We start from the raw sequence: 14,168 nt of genomic DNA, 5'->3' as shown, positions 1-14,168 counted from the left end.
AGTTTTGTTTAAATACAATAGTTGTTAGTGTGCGTGTTGATGGCCGGCCATCGGATCGGTTCCGTTCTTGAGTATCATTTCTGAATATAGCAGGTAAGCACCGGTAACCGCTACGGTATCGCCCGCCTGCAATCCCTCCGTAATTTCAACCATGCTGAAATCTTCGAGACCGGTTTTAACCATGCGCGGCTCAAATGTATTACGTCCTTTCTGGATATATACATGTGTTCCTTTTTCAGTGCGGATAACGGCATCTGCCGGAATAGCCAGCGATTGTCTGGATGAATGATGAAGTATAACCTGTGCCTGCAAGCCAGGCGTATAGCGGTGTTGCGTGTTGTCAAGTATCGCCCGCACGATTGTTACCTGCGTATTACCTTTATACTCCGGACTTAAAAACGTTACGGTTGCTTCTGCCGGCTCTGTCTCAAAACCGCTGATGCGTAAATTTAATTTGTCACCGGTGTTAATATAGGCTGTTTCATCCGGGTATAGCTCTGCCTCAACCCACAGCTTGTCTATATTCTCGATGCGGTAGAGCATAGATCCTTCCGCTATATATTGGCCTTCTGTTGCCTGTATCTCTGTAACAATGCCCGATGCCGGGGCTACAAACGTAACGCGCGGTTGAAGTGAGTTAGAGTTTAACTGATCAATCTGTTGCTGTGTCAATCCATAGAGCAATAGCTTTCGCTCCGATGCTTTGAAAAAGGATTCGTAGCGCGGCTCCTGTTTGCCCAATGTCTCAAATTGCTCTTTGGCAAGTAAATACTCGCGTTGTAACGTGAGCAGGTTCTCGCTATAAAGTTCGTATAGTGGTTCACCTTGTTTTACAGAGCGACCGGTTTCCTTGATGAACAAGCGTTCAATTCGCCCGGCAGCGCGACTGCTGATGATCTCGGTTTTCTCTTCGTTCGCAACCAGCCGTGCATTTACAATGGAGGTTTCACCCACAGGGCGTATGCCCGCTTTTTGCGTGGTAATGTTCGCGAGCCTGATCTGACTGTTGCTTAACATGATGCTGTTAGAAGACGCCTGTGCTGAAGTAACAGGCACGAGGTCCATGCCGCATATCGGACAAGTACCCGGAGCATCTTTAATAACCTGTGGGTGCATCGGACAGGTATATTTAGCCACTGTTGATTTTGCAGCAGCATGATCATGCTCATGATTATCCGTTGCTTCGTTCTTGCTGCATGCAGATATGAGCAAGGTTATAAGTGCTATATATAGGAACGCTTTCATATCAGTCTTTCGTTTTAACAAAGCTTTCACTGTCTACCAGGTATTGCGCGTTGGCGGCAACCTCGTCTGCAGATGAAATGCCTTTTACCATGATGAAATTATTAGCGGTAATACCGGCAGTAACTTGTTGAGGTTTAAATACACCACGCTTTTTTATAAAAACAATTTTTTGCAAGCCGAGGTCTTGTACAGATTCTTGGGGCAACCAGAGTGCTTCTTTCGCTTCTACAAACACAGTTGCGTTCACCAGTTTTCCAACGGGCAGGCTCGTATTCTTCAGATATACTCTTACTTTCAGAAAGTTGTCCTGTTGGTTAAAGAAGGGTTGTATAAAATCGATCGTTGCTTTTTGTTTGCCTGTGTTGCCAAGATCTAGTTCTATAGCATCGCCTTTTTTGATCAGGTCAGTATCCTGAATGGGTAAATCGAGTTCAATGCGCAGGGCCGATGTATTTACTACTTTGAACAACGTTGCTCCGGTAGAAACATACGTGCCTTCGCGCAGGATCGTTGAGTTTGTTGTACTTGGTGCTGTCGTATTGCTGCTACTCGAATTTGATGCACTTCCCATCGCATCGCCCATACCACCCGCAGTTGCTCCCGGAGTTGTAGCGGAAGAAATAGCAGGCGCATTACTCTCACTAACAACATAACCATTGTACGGACTATAAATCGTAAATGTATTGGACAACTTCTGCTGCCGGACCAGGTTATCTACCTGCTGCTGCGATGCACCTAATAAATATAGTTTGCTTTTGGCGCTTTCGATGAGGGACGTATTAGCAGCATCGTGCTGTACCAGGTATAGTAATTCGCGTTGCGCGGTTAGTAATTCCGGGCTATAGATCTCCGCGATCTTCTGCCCCTTGCGCACAGGTTGATAGGCATATTTGATATATACTTTCTCCAGGCGTCCGCCAACACGGGCCGGTATAGTATAGCTGTTGCGTGTATCGTAGGTAACAATACCTTGCACGGTTAATGCTACCGGCAATGCCCTGTGCTCTGCCTTAACTGTTTTAATCGATGCTATAACAACTTCGTTGGGCGACTTGGTGCGTTGCACAAGATCTTCTGTGATCTTTACCTCTTCACCTTCACGTGCCTTGCGCACCAGGTCCATGCCGCACACCGGACATGTGCCCGGTTTGTCGGATACGACTGTAGGGTGCATGGGGCACGTATAGGTGTCGTGCTGCGCAGTTTCTTTTGTATTGCATGCGAATACCAACACCATCAACAGCAATGTAACACTATAGGCGAGCCATGCAATTGTTCTCATATTCGCAGATTTACTTTTCAAGTTCTTTTTCATAGCGAACAATCATGATATAATACTCTTCCATCTTTTCAAGATATTCCATCTGTGCCATGTTCATGGCTTCCCATCCATCAATAACTATCGGCAATTGCTCGCGGTTCTCTTCATACGCCAGCATAACGGTTTCATAGTTCTTTCGGAGGGCGGGTATAATCCTGGTTTCGTAATTGTTCAATTGTTGCTTCATGCGCGTAAGTTGTGTTGCCATGCCTGCGAGCATACCCCGTGCTTCGTTGAGAATAGCTTCGCGATTTTTCTTCATGGCTTCTATATCATACCGCATGCCTTTCACTTCGGCTCTATACATGCGTGACGACCACGGGGCTATCGGTATAGATACCATCGCCATAGCCGTAAATTGAGACGGCATCATGCTACCGATCGGTTCCATGTGCTCAAACCGCAATTTGAAATCTGGTTTAGCCTGGTATTGTTGCAGTTGCTGGTTGAGCCGCATCACTTCAATAGTCTGATCGATCTGTTTAATATCACTGCGGTTCGCACGAAGCGCGGCTGTATCATATATACTCTGGTTAGACTGAAAATCAACAACCGTAGCCGTATCAATCATGATCGAATCTGTAGCCGGTATATTCATCAGGGTTTTTAACCGGTAACTTTTTTCTTCGATGGTCGCCTGCGTCATTAGCAGCATATTCTGAACTTCACTCAGGCGGCCTTCTACTTTATATATATTCCCGAGACTTCCCTGGTTATAAGGGTATCGTATTTTGGCGAGTTTCAGCATGAGGTCTGCAATGCGTTCATTCTCGTGTAACACGTTTACCTTTTGTGCTGCCACCAGCCATTGATAGTATAGTGTCTTGGCTTCTGCACGTAATGCGTTGTATTGAAATGCGCGCGCCTGCTGCTCAACACCGGCCTTTGATTGCAGGTAATTTTTATTGGCACTGAGCTTGGCCGGGTTCGGTATTTCCTGTTCGAAGGAAAACATCACATAACCGCGATCACGTTCTTCCATAACCTTCTTGCCGGGATAAGGCGTCATAAAGGTTCCCGCACCTACCATCGGGGCCATCCAGCTGCGTGCACCTTCGGTATAGGCATTCAATGCTTTTACTTTTGCATCATACTCTTGTAGCATCGGGTTTTGCTTGTCGATGCGGTGCAGCACCGTGTCCAGGGTTACCACCTGGGCATATACCGGTGCTGTTACGAATAGCAACAGGATCGCTATACTATATATCGAACGATCAATGCTTAATTTCATATACTTCCATTTTACCAAACTTTCTCAATTCGTATTCTTTCGTCATCAGGAAGATGAGCGGTGTTACCAGCAGAATGTGGGTAGACGATGTTATCACACCTCCGATCATCGGTAACACAATGGGTAGCATGACATCACTGCCGACTCCGGTTGACCACAGCACTGGTATCAATCCAAACAATGCCACCGATACCGTCATGATCTTCGGACGCAAGCGTTTGGCGGCACCATTTATAACAAACTCTTTCAGCTCAGCAAAAGATATAGTCTCGCGCGAGTTGCCGCGAGCCTTTACCAGTTGCTGCATGGCATCGTTGAGGTAGATCACCATCACCACACCGGTTTCTACTGCTATACCAAACAACGCTATAAAACCAACGGCAACAGCTACCGATAAATTTACTCCGTAGAAGTATACCATGTAGGCACCACCAATCAAAGCAAACGGAATGGTGATAAGACTCAGAAATGCTTCGCGGATGGATTTAAACGCCAGGTATAGCGAAATAAAAATAATGATCAGCACGACTGGTAAAATGACCATAAGCGTTTCTCGACTGCGGATCAGGTTTTCATATTGTCCGCTCCACTCCAGGTAGTAGCCATTCGGTAGTGTACCCATACCGTTGTTAAGTACTTCCATTGCTTCTTTTACGGTGCTTCCCAAATCGCGGTCGCGAACGTTAAAGAGTACCGCTCCGCGCAGCAAGGCATTTTCGGATACGATCATCGGCGGGCCATCTTCAAATTTTATATCAGCAACAGAAGAGAGCGGTATGGTACCCAGCGCTGGTGTTTTTACCGGTATACGTTTCAATTGCGATATACTGTTGCGATAGTCTTGCGCCAGGCGTACGCTGATGGTAAACCGCTGGCGTCCTTCAATCGTCTGTCCAATGGGTGTACCTCCGATCGCTGACTCTACAATCATGTTCACATCATTTATAGTCAAACCATAGCGGCCGAGTGCTTCACGGTTTATATCGATCGTGAGATATTTACCTCCGGTGATCGGGTCAACATATAAATCTTTTACACCCGGTACATTTGCTAATGTCTTCTTGACACGCTCGGATACAGCTTGTATACTGTCCAGGTTTTGTCCGTATACTTTTACACCTACATCGGTGCGTATACCGGTAGCCAGCATGTTGATGCGGTTGATGATGGGTTGTGTCCAGCCATTCACCACGCCCGGTATCTGCATCTTGGCATCGAGTTCGTTAATGATATCTTTCTTCGTTATACCTTCCCGCCATTCTGATTTTGGTTTCAGCATAATGATGGTCTCAATCATGCTGATCGGGGAGTTGTCGGTAGCGGTACTTGCGCGGCCTGCTTTACCCAACACCTTGTCTACTTCCGGAACCGATTTAATGATTTTGTCCTGTACCTGCAGTATGCGCTTGGCCTCTTCGTTGGATACATCCGGTAATGTTACCGGCATAAATAAAATAGATTGTTCATCCAGGGGGGGCATAAACTCACTTCCCAGGCTAAACAGTAATGGTATACTGATGGCAAGTGCCAGTATATTTATACCGATGGTTGTTTTACGCCAGTGGAGACACGCGCGTATCACCGGGGTATAGATGCGTTCGAGAAAACGATTGACGGGGTTGTGTTTTTCGTCACGGAATTTACCTTTCATGAAGAATGATATAATAACCGGGGCCAATGTTACCACCAGTATAGCATCCACCAGCATAATAAAGGTTTTGGTATAGGCTAGCGGATGAAATAATTTTCCTTCCTGCCCGGTAAGCATAAACACGGGGAGGAAAGATGTGATGATGATGATGGTTGAGTAGAATACTCCGCGCGATACCTGTTTGGACGATCGTTCAATGATCGCCAGGCGTTCGGCTTCATCAATCTTTGTATAAGACTTTCGTGAAAATATCTTGTTGATCATACGCCTTTACTTTTCGGTTTCAGGGTTCAGTTCGCTGTAGCGATGTGATAAATTCTTGTAAGCATTCTCTGACATGATAATGCCGTTGTCTACAATAACACCAATGGCCAGAGCAATACCGGTTAGCGACATGATGTTGGATGTTATCCCAAAGGCATTGAGCAGTATAAAGCTTGTAGCGAGCGTAATGGGTATTTGTATAATGATGCTGATCGCGCTGCGCCAGTGCAGCAGAAAGATGAAGACCACCAGCGATACCACGATCATCTCTTCGATAAGTGTTGTCTTTACAGAAGACACAGACTCTTCGATGAGATGGCTGCGATCGTATACTATATTAAACTTTACACCCTGCGGAAAACCCTTCGCTACATCTTCCATTTTTTTCTTCACCTGGCGAATTACTTCATCAGCATTTTCACCATAGCGCATCACTACAATACCACCTACTGCTTCACCTTCTCCGTTTACATCAAATATACCGAGGCGGGTTTCTCCGGTCATTTGTACAGTGGCTACATCGCGGACTTTTACGGGTATGGTATTGATGGTTTTTACCGGTATATTTTCAATCGCCTCGATGGATTGCAAGTAGCCTGTGGTTTTAATAATATACCCGATATCGCTCATCTCAAATTTACGTCCACCGGCCTCGTTGTTATTGGCTCGTACAGATTGAATTACTTCTTGTGTAGAAAGTCCATAGTACGTGAGACGATTCGGATTAACCGTTATCTGGTATTGTTTCTGAAAACCACCGAAGGATGCGATCTCGCTTATACCCTGTACATTCTGCAATGCAAACTTTATATACCAGTCTTGCATGGCACGCTGTTCCCCCAGGTCCATACCCGGAGCATCCAGGGTATACCATAGAATATGTCCCACACCCGTACCATCTGGCCCGAGTGTTGGCGATACACCCTCCGGTAATAATCGCGATGCATAATTGAGGCGCTCGAGTACACGTTCGCGGGCCCAGTATATATCCGTAGCATCCTGAAAGATGACGTACACGAAGCTCATGCCGAACATAGAAGCACCGCGAACATATTTTACCTGTGGAAGCCCTTGCAGGTTGGTAACAAGCGGGTAGGTCACCTGGTCTTCAATGATCTGCGGGCTGCGTCCCATCCATTCGGTAAAGACGATCACCTGGTTTTCGGAAAGATCCGGTATAGCGTCAATCTTGTTGATGCGTACCGAATATATACCCCAGGCAAACAATGCCGCAGCAATGAGTAACACCAGGAACCTGTTTCGTAACGACAGGGATATTAAATTTTCAATCATGGCAGTAAACCGTGAAGAATAAAAAAAGAAAATGATTAAAGAGAATCGCTATAGTATAGATAAAGCGATACGAGTGAACCGGATCGGCTCAGAGAAGGTTAAGAAAATCAGATCAGGAAAATACTATGCGTTACGATGCGGTCTTCGGATCGTAAAGGAGGATCGTAGTTATAATAACGGGTTTGTGCCTGTTCGGATGCCGGGATGATCTCCGCTAACAATACAGGAGTTTGCGCTATATCTGTAACCGGTGAAGCAGCAATGGTGATGTCTGAAGAGGGGGTCTGGAAGCTTTGTCCTTCATGTACAATCGTCTCGTCTTCGCAGCAGGGCGCGGCTTTATGACGATGGCACGGAGGTAATTTCATTTCGCGTTCACAACTCTCCGCTTTTGTAAAGAAGGCCAGGTTCTTTACTTTACCCTGGCAGAAATGAATGCCGATCGTAAGGCTGCTTGCTGAAAATAACGTCAGCAACGCGAGCACAATGGATACTATCGGACGGATTCGTTTCATATACTGCCTCAAATATACGGATTTTACCGGAAGAAGGATTTACATTTTAGCGTTGGAGATTTTCATAATTTCTTCGATAGTGGTAAAGATGTTGAGTGTCTTTCGGCCCGTGTTGAAGTGTTGGTTTGTTGATGCTGGGGGTCGGGGCTCGAATTGCGTCAAAAACAACAATAGCGGCCGAAAGCCGCTATTGTTTTGTATTTTACATTAACACATCAACACAATTCATGAAGCAGTCGGATGACATCTCGTTGTGAGGCAATCGAATACTGAGCCGCTGAATGTCCGGGGCCGACTTTAATCGTAATGGCGCGGTCGGCCAGTGTCCGGAACATGTCTTCATCGGTTTTGTCATCGCCAATGGCCAGGATAAAATCAGGATTTATCTCATCAACCAGTTTGCGCGCAGCAACACCTTTGTCAACACCGGAAAGCCGGACTTCAATAACTTTGTTACCGTCCATGATCTGCAACTGTCCGTTGCGCACCAGGTGAAAGAGTGTATCGAGTAATTCGCGCGAACGTATAAAACCAAGTTCCGGTTCTACCGTGCGATAGTGCCACGCCAGGGTATGGTTCTTCTCTTCAATGAACGAACCCGGAGATCGTTTGGTAAACATTTCAAGTGTAGGACGGATGACCGCTTTCCAGCTCTGATCAATTTCTTTTTCCTGACTCCACACATGATCGATTCTGCGTATAGCCGCCCCGTGTTCTGCCACCAGCGTTGCTGGTATATCATGAAACCAGTTTTCAAGTATACCTGAATCGCGACCGCTGATAATGGTGAGATTGGTTTTCGGATCAGTACCCAGGCGCGCCAGCAGTTGTAAAAGGTTCCGGTCGGGTACCGCTTCACGCGGATGCTTTGCGAACGCTACCAAAGTGCCGTCATAGTCAAGGAGTAAATTTCGTTTATGGGCATCGTGAAATGACTGAATGATCTCTCTGCGGATAGACGGAGTAACAAATTTCTGCTCTTCTGCTTTTTGTTGCTGTTTGATGTCGTTGAGCTGTAACATAAAATCATTTACCCAGCTGTGTACATCGTAGTCGATCAGCCGCTTTTGCATCAGCGAAAGTTTTCGTTGCTGCTCTTCCACGGGCATCGTTAGTGCCTGTTGTATAGCCTGCGATATTTCATCCGCATCCAGCGGATTTACCTGTAGCGCTTCACTCAGTTCATTGGCAGCTCCGGCAAGTTCACTTAATATCAGTACACCTTGTTGTTCTGAACAGCACGCTACATATTCTTTTGCCACGAGGTTCATGCCATCGCGCAGCGGAGTGATCAGAGCTACATCGGCTACATGATATAGTGCACACAGTTCTTCGAATCCCAAATGATTATAGCGGTATATAACCGGCTGCCACGAGAGTGTTGAATATTTACCGTTGATGCGCCCTACATTTTCTTCAATGAGCATGCGCCTTTCATTATACTTGGAGATGATCTGCCGCGAAGGTACCACCACCATCACGAAAACAACTTTCTCGATCCACTCCGGGTGTGTCTTCAATAAACGTTCAAAGCCCAGTAACCTGTGTGTTACACCCTTGGTATAGTCGAGCCTGTCGACTGAGAATATAATTTTCTTGTCAGGGAAATTTCTGGTGATCGCTTCCATTTGCTGTGTTACTTCCGGCTGCGTGGAGGCGGTACTGAACTTTTCATAGTCAATACCCAACGGAAACATTTCGATCTTAACAAGTCTGTCTTGCATGGCAATGGTGCGGTAATGATGATCATATCCCAGCACCATGCGCACTGTTTTTAAAAAGTGCTGTACATACTCATGCGTGTGAAAACCGATGAGATCTGCCCCGAGCAGGCCGCGAATAATTTTTTCTTTCCACGGGCGGTGCAGTAATCGAAACACTTCGTAGGAAGGAAAAGGTATATGCAGGAAAAATCCGATGGAAGCTTCCGGCATTTTCTCCCGTATCAACTGTGGTAATAAAAAGAGTTGGTAATCATGAACCCATATCGTGTCACCAGGTTTAATAACTTTTAAAAGTTCATCCGCAAAGATCTTGTTTACCTCTTCGTACTTCTCGAAGAACTCCTGGTCGTATACTACATACGAAGGAAAGTAATGGAACAGTGGCCATAGCGTTGCGTTGCAAAAACCATTGTAGTATTTGTTGTAAACTTTTGTCTCGATGAACAAAGGCTCTACCGTGAAGTCGTCTGGAACAGAAGATTGTTTCTTGAATTTATTCCAGCGCTTCTCCGGGAAGTCGGCAGCACCAAACCATTTCTTGTGTTTAAAAACATCGCGGTTTGATTCTGCGTTGAAATAACTTTTAAGAGCAGTCACCAATCCGCCATCGCTCTGTTTCAGTAGTAGCTTGCCGTCCTGTTCCAGTAACTGGAATGGTAAGCGGTTAGAAACAAGTATCAGACTTTTGTCAGAATTTTCCATCTTAACGGTTATTTAAAATGATACACCTTCCGATAAAAGAATTGAAGAAGGCTATTCCATACACCATGATGAAAATCATGCCAGCCCTATGGAATATAAAAAGCGCACTTGCGGAACTCCCGCAGATCATACAAATATACCTTTGCGAAGCCTGAATTGAAAACCGGTTGTGTAATCAAAACAATTAAATTGATATCTATAGCATCTGCAACAGGCCTTTTATAAATCATGATAAGACATTTATCATGAAAGTGCTTGGTATTTAAACCCGAAGCGTTTAAACTTTGTACTTTCTGTTAACATACAGCTATACCTGCCGCAGGTATTTGTACTACTTCCTGTAAATGAAAATAAGAGCAACATGAAGATTTCGTACGCTATTCTTTTTGGTTTCCTGATGATACTCTTGCTCTTCGCTGCAACCACCTATATAAATTACAAGCAATCGGAGAAGATAAATGAGAATCATGAGTTGCTCGCGCGATCATCTGTTATTCTCAAACAAAGTAATCGCTTTCAACGCAACGTTCTGAACATGGTGAGCGGGTTGAGAGGTTATCTGCTTACTAACGAAGCGTTCTTTATACAGTCGTACGATTCAGCCATGATCGAGAACGATGAGATACTCAATGAGCTCTCGATGTTGATTGCAGACAGCGTGCAACAAAAAAATCTGCTGGAAGATATTCTGGAGTTGAATGAATACTGGATCAATGAGTTTGCTCTTCCGCTGATTGAGGCCCGAAGAAATGCATCACTCTCCGATAGTAGTATGGCTGCTTTCAATAAGCTCTATCGCGCTAAACTTGTAACCGGTCTTGAAAAAGATATCAACCGAAGTCTTCAGAAGAAATTTAAAGAGTTCAGTAATCATGAATATGCTGTACGCGAACAACAGAAAGTAGCGCTGTCCAAATTTATTCAGCAGACCAAAAATATTTCATTCTCGCTGATGGCGTTCTCGTTTGTAGCGGGTATGGGTATTGCGATTTTCATTGCTTCCTATATCTCTTCGGGTATTGTGAAAATGGTGCAGATGGCCGAGAGTATTTCGAAGGGTGAGTACGGTGTGTATATGAAGGCGGACGGTAAAGATGAGTTGAGCAAGCTCGGGCGCTCATTGAACAATATGGCGAAGATACTCGCTGAAAATATTTCACTGCTGAAAAGAAAGAATGAAGAACTCGATCAGTTTGCCTATATCGTTTCGCACGATCTGAAAGCTCCGCTGCGCGGTATCGACAATGTTATAACGTGGATACAGGAAGATCATTTACCAGAGCTTTCACCAAAGGTAGTCGAGTACCTCGAAGTGATTAAAGGTCGCATTGTACGTGCAGAGAATCTGTTGAACGGTATATTGTCGTATTCGCGTGTAGGCCGGGAGTTGCAACCCAACGAAGTGGTGGATGTAAAGGATTTGATAGAGGAAATACACGGATATTTGCCTAAGAAGACTGGTATAACATTGCATGTGGAAGAAAATATGCCGAGGCTGTTTACAGAAAAACTGCCGCTGCTGCAGGTATTTACAAACCTGTTGGTGAATGCCTACCGGTATCATGATAAGCCTGATGGTTATGTGAAGGTATATCATAAAACGCTGGCCGGGTATTACGAATTTTATGTAGAAGATAACGGTCCTGGTATATCGAAGGACTATCATAAAAAAATATTTGTGATCTTTCAGACCCTCGAAAACAGAGATGCATTTGAGAGCACTGGTGTGGGACTGGCGATCGTGAAAAAAATACTCGATGATCGTAAGTTATCGATACGGTTAATATCAGAACCTGGTAGGGGTTCTGTGTTTATCTTTACATGGCCTTTAAATGAAATAGTATGATGCGTGTAGTAAATATTCTGCTGGTGGAAGACGATAGTCTGGATGTTATTGATGTGAAGCGAACGCTGGATAAGCTGGCAATTGTTTACAATATGAAGGTGGCCCGTAATGGCGAAGAAGCCATTCGCCTGTTGCATGATAAAAGAAGTGATTCCTTTACGGTAAAGCCTGATTTTATTATCCTGGATCTGAACATGCCGAAGATGAACGGCCTGGAATTATTGCAGATACTGCGCGGCAGCGAAGACTGGAAAGACATCAAGATATTTATACTCACTACATCAGAAGACAGTGGTGATAAGCGAGCAGCTCAGCAATATGGTATATCTGGCTATATTGTTAAGCCGCTCAAATTCAATAGTACCGGATCGATGGATGCGTTTAACCTGATGATCGATTTGATGAACATGCAGAATTAGCGTACAGCCTGTCCGTTGTAACGCTATACGTATTGGTTCGGGTAGGCGCTTCCTGAACCCGACTCGCAATATCGCTTGAGACTTCGCAGGTATAGTGCCCAGTTAAAACTCCATTCAGCAAACTTGCGCGAGGAGTCCTGCCAGTTACTGTGAATAAATTCAACGATGGTAACTTCCGGATGTGATTCGAGAATGAAGTCTACCTGTGTATTAACCCATTCATACTCACCACCGGTGCATTGCCACTGCACCCACAAGCCTGAGTCCAGCTTGGTAACTTTCAGGTCCACGGTTTCTCCGCCGAACGCAAGATTAAAAGTACTGTTAAGATAAGGTTGCCCCTGTACGGCTGGCGTGAGCCACGCTTCAAGGTCTTGTTTGGCTGTTAAGGCTTCATAAACTTTTTGTCCGGAAGGATCAATGATACCGAGCAAGTGACGAATTTCAGGCATGATGTTGAGGGGGTTATAATAGCGTTTAAAAATTAAAAACAGGGTTTGTTATATATAGTTAATCGTTAGCCGTTAATCGTTATATATAGCATACAATGACGAAAGAAAATTAAGCATACAAAATCAATTTACCCAAAACCGTTGCATGCGCTTCGCAAGCCGATAAAATTATACCGTAACCGTCAACGCTATATCCTATACCTTAAAAATCCGGTATTGCTTCAGGTGTTATCCCTACACGATTGATTTTTTACAATTAACGATTCACGAATAACTGATAACGATTACTGTTAACGGATAAGATTAACGCGTATTGCAGACAATTTGCATCAAACATAGTATAAACAGGCAGCCAAATAACCCGCTTTACCATCTTAATACAGAAATTGATCGATTAATTTGGGGAATTTCGTGGACATTTCTATACATTTGTATCTCTTACCTGAGACACAGGTAGGTTAGGTTAAAAGCAGGCCATATCAGACGGATATAACCTGCTTTTTTTATTCCCGGCACAGAAACCAATAAGTAAGTTACTATTACACTTCTGGAGTGATTCAGGAATTATATATGAAAATCTGGGCTGCATTAAGCGAAGAGGAATGCAATGACGTATGGGAAAAGCTGCATCTACACTACAACTTCCCCGCGATCAACACCGACAAACCTATTCTCACCTTCTCCATTCAGGATGTATGGGAGAATGATTACTTCCGCGAAGACCTCGAACGAAAAGCACTGGATATACTGATCTCTATTACCCGGCCGGGCGAAAAACTGCTGGCGCTCGATTGGGAGCATACCTGTTATCGTGTTGATCTGCGACTGCACAAAGAAAATCCGCACGCTGAAAACATCTTTCACATTCCGTTTATACCGGATGGCGATTACTATATATTCGTAACAGAAGATTTTGAGAATGTATGGTTCGGTCATCCGTGGAAAGAGACCATAACCGTCATTGGTGAAAAACTGGCGGCTGCTGTAAACAAGAATTTACCGGAGGTCTTTAAGCAATTCTGATCAACGGTATACCTGCAAAAAAACAGGAGAACTTCATTACTGATGTTTGGCCAGATCCGAGAGTGAGTTGCCGGAAAGTATCTTTAACGTTTCGTCACGCACTTGCCCGAAGAGGCGATTGATAGAGCATTCATGCTCATTAGTACACATGCCGCACGACTCGTAAAAGTTTAACGAAACACAGGGCAGCATCGCCACGGCACCATCAATGATGCGGATGATTTCGATGATGCGGATGCTGTCGGCACTGCGCTTCAGGTAGTAGCCACCACCTTTGCCTTTTTTGCTTCCCAGTACACCCGCGTTTTTAAGATCAAGGAGTATAACCTCGAGAAATTTTTTCGGGATGCGTTTGGTCTCCGCGATCTCGCTAATGGTAACAGAATCTTTCTGTTGATCTTTATCTGCTAAATACAGTAATGCGTGTAACGCGTATTGACATTTTTTCGACAGCATAGTAGCGTTCTTTTGAACAAGCAGGT

At 44.7% G+C, this 14,168-nt stretch carries 10 protein-coding genes and 1 pseudogene; 3 read left to right on the top strand and 8 right to left on the bottom strand.

What is annotated here, in order from left to right:
• Positions 1-24: 24 nt before the first annotated feature.
• From ACFQ21_RS09325 to ACFQ21_RS09300, 6 genes and pseudogenes are all read right to left on the bottom strand, one after another.
• Positions 25-1,245, bottom strand: a complete 1,221-nt coding sequence (locus tag ACFQ21_RS09325; protein WP_377578070.1) for an efflux RND transporter periplasmic adaptor subunit — start codon at positions 1,243-1,245, stop codon at positions 25-27.
• Position 1,246: 1 nt separating this feature from the next.
• Complete coding sequence (locus tag ACFQ21_RS09320) at positions 1,247-2,527, bottom strand: efflux RND transporter periplasmic adaptor subunit (RefSeq protein WP_377578067.1); 1,281 nt, start codon at positions 2,525-2,527, stop codon at positions 1,247-1,249.
• A 10-nt stretch (positions 2,528-2,537) separates the two neighbouring features.
• Positions 2,538-3,797, bottom strand: a complete 1,260-nt coding sequence (locus tag ACFQ21_RS09315) for a TolC family protein (protein ID WP_377578064.1) — start codon at positions 3,795-3,797, stop codon at positions 2,538-2,540.
• Positions 3,781-7,005 (bottom strand): annotated as a pseudogene (locus ACFQ21_RS09310) (efflux RND transporter permease subunit). The gene ACFQ21_RS09315 and the pseudogene ACFQ21_RS09310 overlap by 17 nt, the downstream one beginning before the upstream one ends.
• 107 nt (positions 7,006-7,112) lie before the next feature.
• The gene (locus ACFQ21_RS09305) at positions 7,113-7,520 is read right to left on the bottom strand and encodes an HYC_CC_PP family protein (protein WP_377578061.1); all 408 of its coding nucleotides are present in this window, start codon (positions 7,518-7,520) and stop codon (positions 7,113-7,115) included.
• A 215-nt stretch (positions 7,521-7,735) separates the two neighbouring features.
• The gene (locus tag ACFQ21_RS09300; RefSeq protein ID WP_377578058.1) at positions 7,736-9,946 is read right to left on the bottom strand and encodes a bifunctional alpha,alpha-trehalose-phosphate synthase (UDP-forming)/trehalose-phosphatase; all 2,211 of its coding nucleotides are present in this window, start codon (positions 9,944-9,946) and stop codon (positions 7,736-7,738) included.
• 361 nt (positions 9,947-10,307) lie between these two features.
• Between ACFQ21_RS09300 and ACFQ21_RS09295 the strand changes: the two genes are divergently transcribed.
• Positions 10,308-11,792, top strand: a complete 1,485-nt coding sequence (locus ACFQ21_RS09295; protein ID WP_377578055.1) for a sensor histidine kinase — start codon at positions 10,308-10,310, stop codon at positions 11,790-11,792.
• Entirely contained in the window at positions 11,789-12,211 is a 423-nt protein-coding gene (locus ACFQ21_RS09290) for a response regulator (RefSeq protein ID WP_377578052.1), read from the top strand. The genes ACFQ21_RS09295 and ACFQ21_RS09290 overlap by 4 nt, the downstream gene beginning before the upstream one ends.
• Positions 12,212-12,234: 23 nt before the next feature.
• Here ACFQ21_RS09290 and ACFQ21_RS09285 read toward each other — a convergent pair whose 3' ends face one another.
• Positions 12,235-12,663: an SRPBCC domain-containing protein gene (locus tag ACFQ21_RS09285; protein WP_377578049.1), complete on the bottom strand. Its 429-nt coding sequence runs from the start codon at positions 12,661-12,663 to the stop codon at positions 12,235-12,237.
• A gap of 570 nt (positions 12,664-13,233) precedes the next feature.
• Here ACFQ21_RS09285 and ACFQ21_RS09280 point away from each other — a divergent pair.
• On the top strand, positions 13,234-13,686 hold the full coding sequence (locus ACFQ21_RS09280; RefSeq protein WP_377578046.1) for a DUF2716 domain-containing protein: 453 nt from the start codon (positions 13,234-13,236) through the stop codon (positions 13,684-13,686).
• Positions 13,687-13,722: 36 nt separating this feature from the next.
• On the opposite strand, the gene ACFQ21_RS09275 is transcribed toward ACFQ21_RS09280, so the two are convergent.
• A complete protein-coding gene (locus ACFQ21_RS09275) occupies positions 13,723-14,142 on the bottom strand; it encodes an Rrf2 family transcriptional regulator (RefSeq protein ID WP_377578043.1) in 420 nt (139 codons plus the stop codon).
• Positions 14,143-14,168: the final 26 nt, after the last annotated feature.

This window comes from Ohtaekwangia kribbensis, from assembly GCF_042676245.1.
In the GTDB taxonomy this organism is placed as follows: domain Bacteria; phylum Bacteroidota; class Bacteroidia; order Cytophagales; family Cyclobacteriaceae; genus Ohtaekwangia; species Ohtaekwangia kribbensis.
Note: the sequence above shows the minus strand (reverse complement) of the source record. Positions and strands in the feature narration are given on the sequence as shown.

Coding starts and splice junctions, on each gene's coding strand:
- ACFQ21_RS09325 (WP_377578070.1), bottom strand. CDS start 1,245: ATGAAAGCGTTCCTATATATAGCACTTATAACCTTGCTCATATCTGCA.
- ACFQ21_RS09275 (WP_377578043.1), bottom strand. CDS start 14,142: ATGCTGTCGAAAAAATGTCAATACGCGTTACACGCATTACTGTATTTA.
- ACFQ21_RS09280 (WP_377578046.1), top strand. CDS start 13,234: ATGAAAATCTGGGCTGCATTAAGCGAAGAGGAATGCAATGACGTATGG.
- ACFQ21_RS09305 (WP_377578061.1), bottom strand. CDS start 7,520: ATGAAACGAATCCGTCCGATAGTATCCATTGTGCTCGCGTTGCTGACG.
- ACFQ21_RS09290 (WP_377578052.1), top strand. CDS start 11,789: ATGATGCGTGTAGTAAATATTCTGCTGGTGGAAGACGATAGTCTGGAT.
- ACFQ21_RS09300 (WP_377578058.1), bottom strand. CDS start 9,946: ATGGAAAATTCTGACAAAAGTCTGATACTTGTTTCTAACCGCTTACCA.
- ACFQ21_RS09315 (WP_377578064.1), bottom strand. CDS start 3,797: ATGAAATTAAGCATTGATCGTTCGATATATAGTATAGCGATCCTGTTG.
- ACFQ21_RS09320 (WP_377578067.1), bottom strand. CDS start 2,527: ATGAGAACAATTGCATGGCTCGCCTATAGTGTTACATTGCTGTTGATG.
- ACFQ21_RS09285 (WP_377578049.1), bottom strand. CDS start 12,663: ATGCCTGAAATTCGTCACTTGCTCGGTATCATTGATCCTTCCGGACAA.
- ACFQ21_RS09295 (WP_377578055.1), top strand. CDS start 10,308: ATGAAGATTTCGTACGCTATTCTTTTTGGTTTCCTGATGATACTCTTG.